Origin of the sequence: Bacillus sp. IS1 (genome assembly GCF_032461585.1) — a bacterium.
Classification (GTDB): domain Bacteria; phylum Bacillota; class Bacilli; order Bacillales; family Bacillaceae; genus Bacillus; species Bacillus velezensis.
The window spans coordinates 904,529-919,306 of sequence record NZ_JAWCWR010000001.1 but is presented as its reverse complement, the minus strand read 5'-3'; the positions used below and the strand labels follow the sequence as shown (position 1 = coordinate 919,306).

Here is a 14,778-nt window from a genome sequence, read left to right as displayed (position 1 = left end):
TTAAGCGCCTTTTTGGTTCAGTTGATCAGAAGGCGCTTTATTGAATAAACCGTCTTTGACGGCGTTTGAAGCCGCTTTTTTTACAAAAAACGGGTTAAGGATAATAACGGCTGCCATGTTAGCGGTCAAACCCCAAAAGCCTTCATATATACCGTGGGCGGATTGGGTGATATTTACCGTGAATGTCACGATAAGACCGACGAGAAGACCGATAATTGTCGCTTCTTTCGTTTGATTCTTCCAAAACAGACTGACGGCGATAGCCGGAAAGATCTGAACCATGCCGGAAACACCGAGAAGCTGAAGGGTAACGAGCGCAGTCGGGAACAGCATGCCGAATAAAAGCGCGAGCCCGATGACGACAAATACCATTGAACGGGTGATCATCGTCAGCTTGCTTGGTGACACATTCGGGTGAATCAAATCCCGATATAAGTTATTCGCAAATAAGTTTGATGCTCCGATGGCCATGATAGAGCAGGGAATCAATGACGCAAGGGCAATCGTGGAGTAAGCAAAGCCCTGCGCGACTCCGCCGTAAGACGTTTGAATCAGCTTCAATAAAGCGAGCCGCGGATTGGTATCTTCCGGCAGGACAAGAAACGCGATAAAGCCGAGAAAAATAACAAGAATCAAAACAATATTATAAAGCGGCAGAAACATGCTGTTTTTGCGGACGGCATCTGCGCTTTTTGCCGTAAATACGCCGGTTGCCGCATGCGCCCACATAAAGAGCGCCAGCGCAGATACGATGGAAGCTGTGATAAACCAAGGAATTCCTTTCGGCCCCGAGTCCGGGATCGTCAGCATTTGCGGCGCTTTTTCAGCCAAAGTGTGAATCATCGGCGTCCAGCCGTGAAAATGGATCAGCGGGAGTGAGACGACCATAAACAGCATAATCACCCACACGAGAATGTCTTTAATAATCGCCGTAAACGTCGGCCCTTTAATTCCGCTGAAAAAAGTATACAGCGCTACAAGAATAAAAGAGATGATGACGACCATATTGACATTAATGACACCCGTTCCGGCCACCTGAAGCGTATCTTGAATTCCGCTCAGCTGGAGACAAATATAAGGAATGAGCATAAGAACGCCGACAATCGCGACAAGACTGGCCAAAAGTTTACTGTCAAAACGCTCACGGGCATAATCGGCAAGCGTCGTTAATTTGTGTATTTTTGCCACTTTCCACAGCTTCGGCAGAAAGAAATAAGCGATAAAATACGCCAAAACAGAATACGGGATTGCAAAAAAAGCAACGCTTCCCCCTGTGTAGGCTGTGCTTGTTAAGCCTAAAAACGTATAAGCCGTATAAAGATCCGCGCCGACTAAAAACCAGACGAGGAGCCCCCCGAACCGTCTGCCGCCGACAGACCATTCCTCAACAGAAGTGCGTGATGATTTGTCTCTCCCGGCTATAAAGCCGATGCAGACAACGGTTAAAACGATGACGGCTGTAATGATCAATGCTGTTATATTTGCGGGCATCAGTCCAGTCCTCCTTGTTTCTTCTGCAGCCTATAAATAAGAAACGAACATAATGGAGTGACTGCGATCCATAAAAGCAGCCAGAAATGAAAAAAAGGCAGCCCGATAATGATCGGATGAACCCGATTAGCGACTGACAGCAGGGCCAGCTGGCTGAAAGGGATTAAGATGAGAACGAAAATTAGTGCTTTTCTGACCATTTACTTTCCTCCTGAAACTTGATAATGCTCCTTATCATAGCAGGTGTCAGATAAGATCACAAGATATTTTTCAGAAAAAAAAGAATTCTATTACTTTTTTAACTGAAACACTTTAGTTGCATCTTCATTCATATTAAATTAGAATAGTTAATATCTCGAAATCAAGATATTTAGGAGTGAATACATTGAATACACAAGGATTGCACCATGTTACCGCATTTGCAAAAGATCCTGCTGAAAATCTTCGGTTTTATACTGAAGTGCTGGGTTTGCGGCTCGTTAAAAAAACCGTTAATTTTGACGACCCGGCCACTTATCACTTTTATTTCGGCAACCAAAACGGAGAGCCGGGCACGATCATTACATTTTTTCCTTTTCAGGGAAGCCGCCCGGGAACCGTGGGAAAAGGGCAGGCCGGAAGAATTTATTTCTCCGTGCCGAAAGGAGCACTCGCGTTTTGGAAGCGCCGGCTTGAAGAAAACGGCTTGTCTGTAAAAGAGCAGATCATACTGTCTGAACAAGTGCTTCTCTTTAATGATACAGAAGACCTGCCGCTTGCCATAATGGAAGATGAAAGAAGCGGACAGAGTGAATGGACGCCTTCGGGCATTACTGAAAAAGAAGCGATCACAGGCATGAGAGGTGTTCTTTTGTACTCGTACCGTCCTGAAGCAACCATTCAATTTCTCATAGAACGCTTCGGTTATTCAAAGACAGGAGAAGAAAATCAGATTGTCAGGCTGCAATCGGAGGCCCGGATCGGACATATTATAGATGTTGATCTCGCGCCGAAAGAAGCAGGTATCGGCGGTTACGGGACAGTCCATCATGTCGCTTTCCGCACTACCGAAAAAGAGCAGGCGGAGTGGAAGGACATTCTTGCTGCTTCTCATCTTGCTTCATCTGACATTCTTGACAGGTCTTACTTTACTTCAATCTATTTCAGAGAAAGCGGCGGCATTTTATTTGAAATGGCAACCGATGAACCGGGCTTTATGACGGATGAATCCTTTGAAAATCTCGGAACAGAGCTGAAGCTTCCGGAATGGCTGGAAGAGCATCGCAGCCAGATTACAGCTGTTCTGCCCAAAATGGAGAAAGGAGAATGATGATGAAACATGTGTTTGAACAGGGGACGTCAGAAAATGTTCTGCTGCTTTTGCACGGAACGGGGGGAAATGAACATGATCTTCTGTCGCTCGGACGTTTTATCGATCCGAAAGCAAGTTTGCTCGGGGTCAGAGGATCAGTGTCGGAAAACGGCATGCCCCGTTTTTTTAAGCGGCTGAAAGAAGGCGTATTTGACGAGAAAGATTTAATTGAACGGACGGAAGAATTAAAGAATTTTATTGATGAAGCGGCGCAAATGTACGGATTCAGCAGAGAAAACGTGATTGCTGCCGGCTATTCAAACGGCGCCAATATTGCAGCAAGTCTTTTGTTTCATTATAAAGATGTACTGAAAGGAGCGGTTCTGCATCATCCGATGGTGCCGATACGCGGAGTGAAGCTGCCTGATATGAAAGGGATGCCTGTGTTTATCGGTGCGGGAAAACGCGATCCCCTATGTACAAAAGAAGAATCGGAGGAGCTTTATCAGTATCTGACAGATGCTCATGCATCCGTTTCTCTTGTTTGGCAGGAGGGCGGTCATCAGCTCACACAGCAGGAAGCAGAGCAGGCAAGAACCTGGTACAGTGAGCGATTCCTATAAAAAACCCTTAGTCTGCTTAAGCGGACTAAGGGTTTCTTTCATCTTACAGCCAAGTTGACACTTTAGATACAGGCAGCCGGTTGCTTTTATGCGCCGGCTTAACGGCTTTGCCGATTGAAATCAGCATGACGGGCACGAAACGCTCGCTCACGTCGAATTCCTTAACGAATTGCTCTTTATTGAATCCGCCGATCGCGCAAGTGTCGTAGCCTTTTGCTTTAGCGGCAAGCATCAGCTGCATCGCTGCTAAAGAAGCGTTTAAAAATGCTGAATCACGGGCAAACTGATCATTTTGGTATGCGCCGTTAATCTGGCCTAAAAGCGTTTGTTTAATCTCTTCTGTGATATTGCCTTGCTCAGCCAGTTCAGCATAAACGTCTTCACCATTTTCATTTGCTTTTAAATCGCCTAATACGGCAATAACTGCTGATGAATCAATAATCTGTTTTTGATTAAAAGCAACCGGAAGCAGGGCAGCTTTTGCTTCATCACTGTGAAAGACTTGAAAATGCCAATGCTGAAGGTTCCAGGCGGAAGGCGCTTGCGTTGTGATTTCAAGGAGTTCTGTTAATTCCTCTTTTGTAATGACCGCGTCTTTATCGTATTCTTTAACAGATGCGCGTTCCTTTAAAACGTCTAATACGGATGTCATCATGTTTCCTCCTTCGGATAAACGTGTTATCATAATAGAAAAGTTAGAAGCTTACTAAATGTAACTCGAAAACTAATTTTAATGGATCACAAAAAACTTGTCAATTCATAGATGAAGGGATGAACTCACGTGGGATATACAATGTGTCCTAAAATGGAATCCGCTTTTTCCCTTTTGGGAAAGCGCTGGAACGGCCTCATTATCCATGTACTGATGGACGGGCCGAAACGATTTAAAGATATGACCGAAACGATACCGACAATCAGCCAAAAAATGCTCGCGGAGCGGCTCAAAGAGCTGGAACAAAATGAAATCGTCGAGCGTCAGGTGCTGCCTGAAACACCTGTCAAAGTCATTTATAAACTGACTGATAAAGGCATGGCCCTGCAAGCCGTTTTTCAGGAAATGCAAAAATGGGCAGACAGTTTTTGCGAGCCCGGGGGATCTGCCAACGACACATGTGATGAATAACAAAGGCTGCCCAAGGCAGCCTTTTCTTAATAATAATGTTTACTCGTCATAAAAACCATTAATATCAAAATTGTTCAGATTGAGGTTCAAGCCTTTTAATTGCTTTAATAAAGCATCGAATGTAAGGAAATGATCATTTTTACATTCCGCCGGAACATCATTTGGAGAAAATAGTTTCATTCCCCCCTCAATCCACTGTTTCCGGTATAACTGAAATGCCGCTTCAATTAAATGATCAGGCGTTACAATAAACCCTAAGCTTACGTCATGGTCCTCACTGTAGCCGAATTCAAACCCGCAGCAGGGGCAAATATCAAATGTTTTTTGATATTCGCCGTTATAAACGGGACTTGTCTCTAATCCTTTAAATCCGCATATCAAACAAGGGTACAACTCACTAACCAACATACATCCCTCTTTTATTCAATTTGCAATCATTCAGAACAAGCGGGGAGGCCTTTTACAGTTTCCCGGTTAAAAACTGAGCCTCACCAAGCCCGAAGCTCCAATCGGCGTTCCCGTTTTCTGTAATGGAAATCATGACGTCTTCGGGTGATATGCCGCATTCTGTTTTAAGCTGATCAGCCATCAGTTGATATAACGTTTCTTTTTGATGTTCGGTGCGCGCTTTGCTGACAATGCTGATGATGACAAGATCTTTGCTTCTTTTGAAACCGAGCCCGGTATCTTCAATGATAAGCTCATGAGGCCGATGCTGGTGAACGATCTGATAACGGTCCGTTACAGGGACGTCAAAAGCTTTAACCATGGCGTAATGGGCGGTATCCAGTAATTTTTTTAATGCTGCGTCATCCCGGCCTTCAATAACGTCAAAACGAAGTAATGGCATATTTTATTCCCCCTGATGGTTTTTTATAATGTCGCAACTTGTAAAAAAGTATAACAGTTAATCAAAATGTAATCAAATTATAACCAAAACATTTATACGTTAATGCAATATCAGAGAGAGGCACATGTTGTTACAATCGCCCAATCAATTTCCTCATTTTATGAATACGCTTAAGAATAGGCAGACATAAAGGAGGAAAAACATGTACCCTCGTCATGCATTGTATCGCGGGAATTTCGGTCCTGCCGGATTTCCGGCGAGAAGTCCTTTTTTGTTCGGCGCTCCTTTATTCGGCGGATTTTTAGGCGGTCTTCTCGGAGGCGTAATTGCCACAGGTTTTACAAGACCCCGCTATCCGTACGGGTTCGCCGGTTACGGATACGGAGGCGTCCCATACGGCGGTTTCGGTCCGGGAGCCGGCGGTTATCCGCCATTTTATTAAAAAACGGCCTGCATCGCGCGGGCCGTTTTTTTTATCTTAAAATCTCCACTTCCGATAAATTGTAGTCTTCCTGTTTTGAAAACATAACTTCAATCATCCCGTCTTTATAGACTGCTTTTGTTCCTTTCCGTTTGACGAGGCTCGGAAGGATGATTTCTTTTTTTCCTTCTCCCAGACTGCTGTTCTCTACAACGAGGCTGTGTGACGTATGCTTAATCCTGATACGGTCGAGTTCCTCTTGTTCTGCGGGAATTTTCGCAAAAACATGATCGGATGTTTCAAACAGGTCAATTTCCGGCTTGGGCGGTTCCGCTTCGACCGGATCGGCCTTTTTGGACATTGGGTCGCGAAAAGGGAACTGTCCGGCATAACCGGCGCCGAATACGCTTTCCATCACTCGGTTGACATATGTCTCGACATCTTTCGGATCAGCATTTTTAAACGTTTCTTTAGAGAACTGATTTTGGAAGGGAAAATATCTGTTCCAATCAAACACGTCATCTCACCCTTTCTTAACGGACAACATAGTATATGCCCGCCGGAAGCTTCCCGTGATATAATATAATCTGTTTACAGAAAGGAAGGGGAAGGCCGTGCAAGGGAATAACGCAAGAAAAGGAATCATTTATACCGCTTGTTCTTTCGCCATGTGGGGGCTGTTTCCGGTCTATTGGAAACTTCTTGAACAAATACCCGCATTGGACATTTTAGCTCACCGGATTTTATGGTCATTTGTTTTCATGTGTGTGCTTTTAACTGTGCTTAAGAAGTGGAAAACCGGATGGCGTGAACTGCGTCTTTTGAAATCGGAAGGGGGCCTGCTGGCGCTTTTTTTCGCTTCCGTTTTAATTTCCGTTAATTGGTTTGTGTACATATGGGCCGTCAATCACGGCTTTTTGCTTGAAGCAAGTCTCGGGTACTACATTAATCCGCTCGTTTCCGTTCTTTTGGGCATCCTATTCTTAAAAGAAAAGCTTAACAAGATGCAAACAGCAGCCGTTTCTATTGCCGGGGCGGCCGTGATCATATCTGCGTTTCAATATGGCGCGGTTCCTTATATCGCATTGCTGCTTGCATTCAGCTTCGGCCTGTACGGCTTATGTAAAAAAAGAACCCGCATGTCCAGCACGATCGGACTGACGCTGGAGACGCTTTTGATTACCCCGGCTGCACTTATTTATTTAGGATATACAGCTGACGGGAGCACTTCCGGGTCCTTGGGGGCAGGAACATGGGCGCTCCTATTTTTCGCAGGCGTATTTACGGCCCTGCCGCTGTTACTGTTTGCAGAGGGGGCAAAGCGTCTGCCGCTGTATCAAGTCGGCATTTTGCAATATATAGCGCCGACCATTACCCTTATGCTCGGCGTATTTGTGTATCATGAACCGTTTTCCGGGCAAAAAGCGTTTACCTTCATTTGTATATGGGCAGCATTGCTTTTGTTTACCTTTTCACAGATCAAATGGAAGCGGCCGATAAAAAGCCGCTAAGCCTTTCGCTTTCCAGCGATAGCTTAAATTATGTATAATCATTACGAGTATGTAAAGGAGCTGTACAATGGGCACTGATAAAGACATAGCAAAAGCCTATCAGGCACTGTGGAATAACCGCACTCTCCCGGCTTCAACTCTTGAAGAAGCGGAGAAGGCAATTGATCTTGAACTGCTTGATCAAAGAACACATCCGAGGCTCCGGAAGTCACCCGAGGAAAAGTTTGCTCTGGCGGTGCAGCGAATTGTAGATTCCCGGCTGCGGCCGATTGAGAAATATGAATTGGTTGAACTACATACGAAGCGTTTGCAATTTTTAAAAGAAGAAAGAGGGGAGCAGCTATGAAAGCGATCATAAAAGAAGATGTGCAAACTTCTTTAGAGCGATATGCCGATCGTCCTGTATATATTCATTTGGAAACAACGACCGGTTCTTATTCAGCGCATCTGAATGAGAAAAACATGACGGTTGTAGCCTATATACGCAATGCAAAAGTGACGTACCATCAGGCGAAAATCAAAGGAAACGGCCCGTACCGCGTCGGTTTGAAAACAGAAGAGGGCTGGATTTACGCAGAAGGTTTGACTGAATATACAGTAGATGACGAAGACCGTCTGTTAATGGCAGGGCATCTGCCGGGCGGAAAATTGGCGATTTCGCTTCAAATCAGCGAAAAGCCGTTTACAGTTTAAAGAAAAGGGTGAAAATCATGAAAGAACATGTACTCGTCATCCTGCCTCACCCTGATGATGAATCATACGGAGTGGCAGGGCTGATTGCTTTACACAGACAAAAAGATATTCCCGTTACGTATGCATGCGCAACGCTTGGCGAAATGGGCCGGAACATGGGAGATCCCTTTTTCGCGAACCGTGAAACACTGCCGCTGTTAAGAAAGCAAGAACTGATTGACGCATGCAAAGCAATGGACGTTACTGACCTGAGAATGCTCGGGCTTCGTGATAAAACACTTGAATTTGAAGATGACGAGTGGCTCGCGGATATGATGGAAGAGATTATCGACGATGTAAAACCGAGTCTGATTGTCACATTCTATCCGGAGCACGGCGTCCATCCGGATCATGATGCATGCGGCGAAGCAGTCATCAGAGCGCTTTACAGAAAGAAAAAAGAGGACCGCCCGCGCACGCTTTGCATGGCAATCACCCGCAACAGGGAGGAAGCCGTCGGCAAGCCTGATGTCATTCTTGATATTAAAGAGGTTGCCGATATAAAAATGAATGCCTTAAAAGCGCACCGCACCCAAACGGAAGGCATGCTGAGAGAGCTGGAAGAAAAAATAAAAAATAACGAGCCGGTTCTTCAGACATGGTTTGAAGAAGAAGTGTATTGGACATATCCGTGGAAAGACTGATAAAAAAAGGGATAAGGCTGAAATGCCTTATCCCTTTTTTTGTGTCAGATCGGAAGCGATCGCTTCCGCAAGCGAAGACCGTATTGATAAATTTGAAAAACTCAGTCCGAGCTGCACCGCGGTTTGGGCGATTTCAGGACGGATTCCGGATAATGTCGCTTTCACGCCGAGCATTCCGAGTGATTCAATTAAGGTGAAAAGCTGTTGGGCAACCATCGTATCAATCATGGCTACGCCCGATAAATCAATGTACAGCTGCGTGATGCGCTTCTCTGAACACTGGTGCAGCGTATTCTCCAAAATCATTTTGGCTCTTGCCGTGTCAATATCCCCGATCAGCGGCAGCAGCCCGACATTGTCAAAAAGCACAATTACCGGCGAGCTCAGCTCGGTGATCAATTCTTTTTGCGCTTCAAGCTGAATGTTTGTGTTTTTATACATTTCCTCTATGAAAATATGAATGACCACATCAAACGATTTGATCAGCGTATGGAATATATCTTCGGCATCTTCTTCTGTCACGGTGTCCGAATGAAGTCTGGTAAACTGCTTTACATGGCCGACATACAAATCACGAACTCTGATAAACTCGCGAATAATATAATGGATGGGAGTTTTTAAATGTTCTTTATCCCGTGCGGCTTCAAACGCCCACTTTTCCAAGGCCGCTGTATATACTTCCTTCTCTTCAGAAAAAATCCGATTGAGCTGATAATTAAACGCCAGATTTTGTTTTTTCAGATTTGTGAGTACAGCCGGGTCAGTAGAAGCATAAACAGAATCAGGATCCGTTTCATGAAGCGTATCAAACCATGTCTGACTGATGTCCTCCGCCCGTTCAGTTAAATAATCGTACAGCAGTTTATGTTTTGGCATTGCTGCTCCTCCTTTATAAAATCATCATTTTTTTCACATAACGCTTTTGCAGTTTCATCAGTCTGAAGAATAAACCGACAGCTCCTGCGGCAAGTCCTGCAATTAACCCGATCCAGTAGCCGTATGCCCCGAGGCCCGTATAAGTGCCGACTGCGTAACCGACCGGAAGCCCGATAATCCAATACGACACAAAAGCCGCGCCGAGTGTATAGTTGACATCCTTATATCCTCTCAGAGCGCCTTGTATCGGAGCTGCTACGGCATCAGAAAGCTGGAAAAACAGCGCATAGATTAAAAAGTGCTGCGTCAACATGAGCACCGCCGGATCTGATGTATACATTCCGGCGATCTGCGGCCTGAACAGTAAAATGAAAGCCGCCGTGCATAAAGAAAAACTAAGCGCCATCACGATCCCGATATAGCTGTATGAGCGGGCATCTCTATAGCGATTTGCGCCTGCTTCAAAGCCGACTAAAATGGTCATGGCCATGGAAACGCTGAGCGGCAGCATATACAAGAGGGAGGCAAAATTCATTGCCGCTTGGTGGGCTGCAATCGTCACCGTCTGAAAATGGCTCATAAGCAGTGTGACAGCCGCAAAAATGCTCGTTTCAAAAAATACCGCAAAACCGATAGGCAAACCGATTTTCAAAAGCTTTCTGCATTCAGACGGAGAAAAACGGTACAGTTTCCGAAATACAGAGTACCCGGCAAACGGCTCAAATCTGCAGACGATAAAAAAGCTGATGGCGCAAATACACCAGTAAGTCAGGGCAGAAGCGAGCCCCGCACCGACTCCGCCCAATGCCGGCATGTTGAATTTCCCGAAAATAAATACATAATTTAAAACAAAATTAATAGGCAATGAGCAAAGCGTAATAAGCATTGTGACTCGCGTTTTGCCGAGTGCATCAATAAACGAGCGCAAAACGGTGTACACAAACAAAGGAAAAATACCGAGGGATAAAAATCCTAAAAAGTGTTTTGCGATCGTCCGGACACGAGGTTCCAGTCCCAAATGTCCCAAGATCATATCAACGGTGAAAAAGCCGATCAGGATAACCGCCGCACTGAGAACGGCCGCTACATAAACGGCCTGGATGACAGAAAACGGCACTTCCTTTTGTCTGCCGGCTCCAAACAGCTGCGAAACAACGGGCGTAACGGCCATTAATATTCCTGCAAGGCCCGTATAAACCGGTGTCCACAGGCTTGAACCGATTGCAACCCCGGCTAAATCGGCGGCGCTCACTTTTCCTGACATCACCGTATCCAAAAAGGTGATCAGGGAAAGGCCCGCCTGTGTGATTAAAATCGGAATGAAGATATGTAACAGCTGTCTGACCTTTTGGCCGATCGTGTTCGTTTCTCTCAAGTTAGGTTCCCCGTTTCTTTATTTTAACGAGAGAAATTATAACATTTTATGTATAAAAAGCAATGAAAGCCGGCCTACTCTTTTTTGTCCGGTTTCGGCTTTTTAAACATCTTGGCATAAATGAATGAAAGTGAAATGACCCCTAAAAAGGTGCAGATATATTGCATCAGCCGTGCGAATTCCATATGATGTGCGCCTCCTTTCATGATTATGGTGCACACAGCGGCGCATATCCATGCGCGCGATACAGAAAATAAGGGAAAGGAGCTGATGTGACATGCGCCACACTCAAATGACGGAAAGCGCGTTTACCGCTGCCGTTCAAACGTATTTGAAACAAATTACAGAGGATGCCGGAATGATACTGCGGACATTGGATGAAAAAGACCAATGCCTTCTTTGCGAATTAGATGAACTGGGACATACGTTTCAGGAAATGCAGGCTGTCGCTTCGTCGTTTTACCTGCAGACATATATCGAACATTTTACGCCTTCCTATACAGAGCTGGCGAGGGCCGTGCAGCATCTGGCGGAAGAAAAACACGGAGCGCTGATTGTGATTGAACGTGCAGATCCGCTGGACGGAATAATACAAAAAGGGACCAGCCTGCATGCCGAGATCAGTGCGGCTTTAATTGAGAGTATTTTTTATCCCGGCAATCCGCTTCACGACGGAGCCGTATTGGTCAGAGAAAACCGGGTTGTATCAGCAGCCAATGTGCTTCCGCTCACAACAAAACATGTCGATCTTAAATACGGGACGCGCCACAGGGCCGCGATGGGTCTTTCGGCCGTGACTGATGCACTCGTGCTCGTTGTTTCAGAAGAAACGGGAAAAATGTCCTTTGCTAAAGACGGCGGACTGTATCCGCTTGTTTCGCCGCGGGCGCTTCATACGAAATAATAAGAAAATGGGAATATTGTACCCATTTAATATTAATAAGGTGAACATCTTTACCTTTTTCTGTATTGATGTTATCGTTTAAATATACATAAAATTTAAAAGAATAGGGAGTGGAAAGATGGCAAATGTATTGATGATCGGCTTTCCGGGAGAAGGCCATATCAATCCGTCTTTAGGCGTCGTAAAAGAACTGAAGGCAAAAGGGGAACATGTCGTATATTACGGCGTGAAGGAATATGAGAACAAAATCGCGTCAAGCGGAGCGGAATTCCGTGAATATGAAGATTTCCGAAAAGATGAATTCGGAAAAAACGCAACGGGTGATGAACAGCGGGACGCTACCGAGTTTTTACTATTAATGATTGAGACTTCCAAAAAAGCCGCACTCCGGATTCTTGAAGAAGTAAAAGGTGAATCCTACGACTACATCCTGTATGATCATCATTTTCTGGCAGGAAGGCTCGTGAGAAACCAGCTGAAACTGCCGGCATATTCACTTTGTACGACATTTGCAATGAATGAAGCATTTATTAAAGAAGTGTTTTCAAATACAAACCTTGTATCAGAGGAATCATCTCATTATCCGGCTTATACCGAAGCGGTCAGCCGGCTCAATGAAGAATTCAGCGCAGACATTAAAACGCCGTATGATATTTTCTCAAATGACGGCAGAAAAACCATCGTGTTTACTTCAAGAGCGTTTCAGCCGAAAGAAGAAGAGTTTGGCGATTCTTATCTCTTTGTCGGCCCGTCCATAACCAAAAGGGCGGCGGCTCAAGATTTCCCGTTTGAACAGCTTGAAGGAGAAAAAGTCCTGTTTATTTCCATGGGCACGATTTTTAACAATCAGAAGGAATTGTTTAATAAATGCTTAAAAGCGGCCAGAAACTTTAACGGAAAAGCCGTCATGTCAATCGGCAAACATCTTGATCCAGCGGAGCTTGATGAAATTCCTGAGAATGTCATTGTAAAGCCTTATGTTCCGCAGCTTGAGATCCTGAAGAGAGCGGACTTATTTATCACTCACGGCGGAATGAACAGTACGAGCGAAGGGCTTTACTACAAAACCCCGATGATCGTCATTCCGATGGGCGCAGATCAGTTCGCCGTCGGAAGCCAAGTGGAAAACACGGGCGCGGGCAAGATGTTTAAAAAAGAAGATGTAACAGCGGAACTGCTCACTGAAGCAATAAAAGAATTGAGCGAAAATCCTGAATATCAGACAAAAGCTTCTGAAATCGGAGAATCCCTGAAAGCGGCCGGCGGAGCACAGCGTGCAGCGGAATTGATAGCAGAAGACGTGAAAACTGCCGAGACCCGGGTTCTGTAATCAGCCGTCACCCGCTTCCTTTAAAGGAAGCGGGCTTTTTTTGATTGTTTTTCGGGAGGATTTTTCACGCCGTAAAGAGAATTGTATGAAAAACAGACAAGAAAGGTGGAATGTCGCGGAAAAAAGCCATGTTATGAAAATGATTCTAAAGTCTTTTGTGAAATGTTCTCAATTTATGTAAAATGTGTGGCATTGGTGATGATCTAAGGCCAAATGAATCGGAATTAATGTCGACTTCTGAATGAATCCTGCATAACAGGCGGCGTTCAAAGAAAAGGAACGTCCCTTTCAGCAATGATAAATAGGAGGTTTTTCGTTATATGAAGAAAAAAATCGCAGCCGGTCTGGCTGTATCTGCAGTAATGACTTCAACCTTCGCCGTGCATCCCGCTGAAGCAAAAACCATTCAAGTAAAAAGCGGCGACTCTCTTTGGAAGCTTTCCCGGCAATATCATACAAGTATTTCAGCCCTGCAGGCGGAAAATAAACTGAAATCAACGATACTCCACCCAGGACAGCGGCTGCACATTCCTGACGGCAGCGGCACACATAAAACGGGTCAAAAAGGAAAAAGAAGCACGGGTGCTTACACAGTTACATACGGAGACTCATTATGGGTGATCGCAAAAAAATACAAAATGAGCGTTTCTGAGCTGAGAAGCCTGAACCGTTTGAGTTCAGATGTCATCTATCCCGGCCAGAAACTGAAAATTAAAGGGTCTGCCGGCGGCACGGACGGAGGCGGCAGACAGACAAAGCCTGATAAAGGCGCATCAGGGACTTACACTGTGAAGCCGGGTGACTCGCTGTGGAAAATCGCCAATCAAACCGGCGTCACCATCGCCGAACTGAAAAAGCTGAATCAATTAACATCAGACATGCTGTATCCGAATCAAGTATTAAAGATCAAAGGTTCTTCACATAACGGAAACAGCGGCACAACACCGCCATCTCATTCAAACCCTTCTGAGAAGCCATCCACTTACAAAGTAAAAGCAGGCGATTCCCTCTGGAAAATTGCTAATCGGTTCGGCATCACCGCTCAGCTCATCAGAGAAAAAAATAAATTGACAACTGATGTGCTTCAAATCGGACAAGTTCTGGTGATTAACGGAACGGGAAAAACAGAAGATCCTGTGCGGCAGCCGGATAACAAACCGGCAAAGCCAAACAAGCCGAATACTCCCGAACCTCCGGTGACAGGGTCAAAGATTGACAGAATGATAGGCGAGGCGAAAAAACATGTCGGCGTGCCTTACCGCTGGGGAGGCAATACGCCTGCGGGCTTCGATTGCAGCGGTTACATCTATTACCTTTTAAATAAGGTAACCTCTGTTTCCCGTCTGAGCACGGCCGGATATTGGAATACGATGAAACATATCAGCCAGCCGTCAGCAGGCGACTTTGTCTTCTTTACGACATATAAAGCGGGCCCTTCTCATATGGGAATGTATTTGGGCGGAGGAGATTTTATTCACGCAAGCTCCTCCGGGGTTGAAGTTTCAAACTTAAGCAATCCGTATTGGAAAAAAGCGTATTTAGGAGCGCGCAGTTATTTTTAAAAAAAGCCTTTCGGGGCTTTTTTTGTTTACCATTTTCACGTTTTG

Annotated in this window: 19 protein-coding genes; 11 read left to right on the top strand and 8 right to left on the bottom strand. The window is 45.2% G+C overall.

Annotated features, from left to right (window positions below):
• Both RUW00_RS03900 and RUW00_RS03895 read right to left on the bottom strand, forming a co-directional pair.
• Positions 1-1,491: a sodium:solute symporter family protein gene (locus RUW00_RS03900; protein ID WP_012117763.1), complete on the bottom strand. Its 1,491-nt coding sequence runs from the start codon at positions 1,489-1,491 to the stop codon at positions 1-3.
• Positions 1,491-1,691: a DUF3311 domain-containing protein gene (locus RUW00_RS03895; RefSeq protein ID WP_003153716.1), complete on the bottom strand. Its 201-nt coding sequence runs from the start codon at positions 1,689-1,691 to the stop codon at positions 1,491-1,493. Before RUW00_RS03895 ends, RUW00_RS03900 begins: the two co-directional genes overlap by 1 nt.
• A 185-nt stretch (positions 1,692-1,876) precedes the next feature.
• Here RUW00_RS03895 and RUW00_RS03890 point away from each other — a divergent pair, with 185 nt between their 5' ends.
• Entirely contained in the window at positions 1,877-2,800 is a 924-nt protein-coding gene (locus RUW00_RS03890; RefSeq protein WP_022553221.1) for a ring-cleaving dioxygenase, read from the top strand.
• Positions 2,801-2,802: 2 nt separating this feature from the next.
• Positions 2,803-3,405: an alpha/beta hydrolase gene (locus RUW00_RS03885; RefSeq protein ID WP_025649771.1), complete on the top strand. Its 603-nt coding sequence runs from the start codon at positions 2,803-2,805 to the stop codon at positions 3,403-3,405.
• A 43-nt stretch (positions 3,406-3,448) separates the two neighbouring features.
• Here RUW00_RS03885 and RUW00_RS03880 read toward each other — a convergent pair whose 3' ends face one another.
• The gene (locus tag RUW00_RS03880) at positions 3,449-4,057 is read right to left on the bottom strand and encodes a nitroreductase family protein (protein WP_003153727.1); all 609 of its coding nucleotides are present in this window, start codon (positions 4,055-4,057) and stop codon (positions 3,449-3,451) included.
• A gap of 129 nt (positions 4,058-4,186) precedes the next feature.
• On the opposite strand from RUW00_RS03880, the gene yodB reads away from it, so the two are divergent.
• A complete protein-coding gene (gene yodB / locus RUW00_RS03875) occupies positions 4,187-4,528 on the top strand; it encodes a transcriptional regulator YodB (RefSeq protein WP_003153729.1) in 342 nt (113 codons plus the stop codon).
• Positions 4,529-4,567: 39 nt separating this feature from the next.
• Here the strand turns inward: yodB and RUW00_RS03870 are convergent, their stop codons facing one another.
• Entirely contained in the window at positions 4,568-4,936 is a 369-nt protein-coding gene (locus tag RUW00_RS03870; protein WP_012117758.1) for a hypothetical protein, read from the bottom strand.
• Positions 4,937-4,988: 52 nt separating this feature from the next.
• Positions 4,989-5,378: a tautomerase family protein gene (locus RUW00_RS03865; RefSeq protein WP_003153733.1), complete on the bottom strand. Its 390-nt coding sequence runs from the start codon at positions 5,376-5,378 to the stop codon at positions 4,989-4,991.
• 202 nt (positions 5,379-5,580) lie between these two features.
• On the opposite strand from RUW00_RS03865, the gene RUW00_RS03860 reads away from it, so the two are divergent.
• Positions 5,581-5,820, top strand: a complete 240-nt coding sequence (locus RUW00_RS03860) for a hypothetical protein (RefSeq protein ID WP_003153736.1) — start codon at positions 5,581-5,583, stop codon at positions 5,818-5,820.
• Positions 5,821-5,851: 31 nt separating this feature from the next.
• Here RUW00_RS03860 and RUW00_RS03855 read toward each other — a convergent pair whose 3' ends face one another.
• Positions 5,852-6,316: a hypothetical protein gene (locus tag RUW00_RS03855; RefSeq protein WP_014418128.1), complete on the bottom strand. Its 465-nt coding sequence runs from the start codon at positions 6,314-6,316 to the stop codon at positions 5,852-5,854.
• Between the two features lie 97 nt (positions 6,317-6,413).
• Here RUW00_RS03855 and rarD point away from each other — a divergent pair, with 97 nt between their 5' ends.
• The 4 genes from rarD (at position 6,414) to bshB2 (ending at position 8,686) form a co-directional block, all read left to right on the top strand.
• On the top strand, positions 6,414-7,310 hold the full coding sequence (rarD, locus tag RUW00_RS03850) for an EamA family transporter RarD (protein ID WP_012117756.1): 897 nt from the start codon (positions 6,414-6,416) through the stop codon (positions 7,308-7,310).
• A 67-nt stretch (positions 7,311-7,377) separates the two neighbouring features.
• Positions 7,378-7,656, top strand: coding sequence for a hypothetical protein (locus RUW00_RS03845; protein WP_003153742.1), 279 nt, complete (start codon positions 7,378-7,380; stop codon positions 7,654-7,656).
• On the top strand, positions 7,653-8,003 hold the full coding sequence (locus RUW00_RS03840) for a YojF family protein (RefSeq protein WP_007611980.1): 351 nt from the start codon (positions 7,653-7,655) through the stop codon (positions 8,001-8,003). The genes RUW00_RS03845 and RUW00_RS03840 overlap by 4 nt, the downstream gene beginning before the upstream one ends.
• A 17-nt stretch (positions 8,004-8,020) precedes the next feature.
• A complete protein-coding gene (gene bshB2, locus RUW00_RS03835; protein ID WP_007407961.1) occupies positions 8,021-8,686 on the top strand; it encodes a bacillithiol biosynthesis deacetylase BshB2 in 666 nt (221 codons plus the stop codon).
• 27 nt (positions 8,687-8,713) lie between these two features.
• Here the strand turns inward: bshB2 and RUW00_RS03830 are convergent, their stop codons facing one another.
• Together RUW00_RS03830 and RUW00_RS03825 are read right to left on the bottom strand one after the other, a co-directional pair.
• Complete coding sequence (locus tag RUW00_RS03830) at positions 8,714-9,562, bottom strand: STAS domain-containing protein (protein WP_007407962.1); 849 nt, start codon at positions 9,560-9,562, stop codon at positions 8,714-8,716.
• 13 nt (positions 9,563-9,575) lie between these two features.
• The gene (locus tag RUW00_RS03825) at positions 9,576-10,937 is read right to left on the bottom strand and encodes an MATE family efflux transporter (protein WP_029974254.1); all 1,362 of its coding nucleotides are present in this window, start codon (positions 10,935-10,937) and stop codon (positions 9,576-9,578) included.
• Positions 10,938-11,214: 277 nt separating this feature from the next.
• On the opposite strand from RUW00_RS03825, the gene cdaS reads away from it, so the two are divergent.
• From cdaS to RUW00_RS03810, 3 genes are all read left to right on the top strand, one after another.
• Positions 11,215-11,841 (top strand): sporulation-specific diadenylate cyclase CdaS, encoded by a 627-nt coding sequence (cdaS, locus tag RUW00_RS03820; RefSeq protein ID WP_014418125.1) that lies wholly within the window; start codon positions 11,215-11,217, stop codon positions 11,839-11,841.
• A gap of 118 nt (positions 11,842-11,959) precedes the next feature.
• On the top strand, positions 11,960-13,171 hold the full coding sequence (locus RUW00_RS03815) for a macrolide family glycosyltransferase (protein WP_280145176.1): 1,212 nt from the start codon (positions 11,960-11,962) through the stop codon (positions 13,169-13,171).
• A gap of 320 nt (positions 13,172-13,491) precedes the next feature.
• Complete coding sequence (locus tag RUW00_RS03810; protein WP_017417970.1) at positions 13,492-14,733, top strand: C40 family peptidase; 1,242 nt, start codon at positions 13,492-13,494, stop codon at positions 14,731-14,733.
• Positions 14,734-14,778 lie beyond the last annotated feature (45 nt).

Coding starts and splice junctions, on each gene's coding strand:
- RUW00_RS03860 (WP_003153736.1), top strand. CDS start 5,581: ATGTACCCTCGTCATGCATTGTATCGCGGGAATTTCGGTCCTGCCGGA.
- bshB2 (WP_007407961.1), top strand. CDS start 8,021: ATGAAAGAACATGTACTCGTCATCCTGCCTCACCCTGATGATGAATCA.
- RUW00_RS03815 (WP_280145176.1), top strand. CDS start 11,960: ATGGCAAATGTATTGATGATCGGCTTTCCGGGAGAAGGCCATATCAAT.
- RUW00_RS03865 (WP_003153733.1), bottom strand. CDS start 5,378: ATGCCATTACTTCGTTTTGACGTTATTGAAGGCCGGGATGACGCAGCA.
- RUW00_RS03880 (WP_003153727.1), bottom strand. CDS start 4,057: ATGACATCCGTATTAGACGTTTTAAAGGAACGCGCATCTGTTAAAGAA.
- RUW00_RS03895 (WP_003153716.1), bottom strand. CDS start 1,691: ATGGTCAGAAAAGCACTAATTTTCGTTCTCATCTTAATCCCTTTCAGC.
- RUW00_RS03885 (WP_025649771.1), top strand. CDS start 2,803: ATGAAACATGTGTTTGAACAGGGGACGTCAGAAAATGTTCTGCTGCTT.
- cdaS (WP_014418125.1), top strand. CDS start 11,215: ATGCGCCACACTCAAATGACGGAAAGCGCGTTTACCGCTGCCGTTCAA.
- RUW00_RS03830 (WP_007407962.1), bottom strand. CDS start 9,562: ATGCCAAAACATAAACTGCTGTACGATTATTTAACTGAACGGGCGGAG.
- RUW00_RS03810 (WP_017417970.1), top strand. CDS start 13,492: ATGAAGAAAAAAATCGCAGCCGGTCTGGCTGTATCTGCAGTAATGACT.
- RUW00_RS03840 (WP_007611980.1), top strand. CDS start 7,653: ATGAAAGCGATCATAAAAGAAGATGTGCAAACTTCTTTAGAGCGATAT.
- RUW00_RS03900 (WP_012117763.1), bottom strand. CDS start 1,491: ATGCCCGCAAATATAACAGCATTGATCATTACAGCCGTCATCGTTTTA.
- RUW00_RS03870 (WP_012117758.1), bottom strand. CDS start 4,936: ATGTTGGTTAGTGAGTTGTACCCTTGTTTGATATGCGGATTTAAAGGA.
- RUW00_RS03845 (WP_003153742.1), top strand. CDS start 7,378: ATGGGCACTGATAAAGACATAGCAAAAGCCTATCAGGCACTGTGGAAT.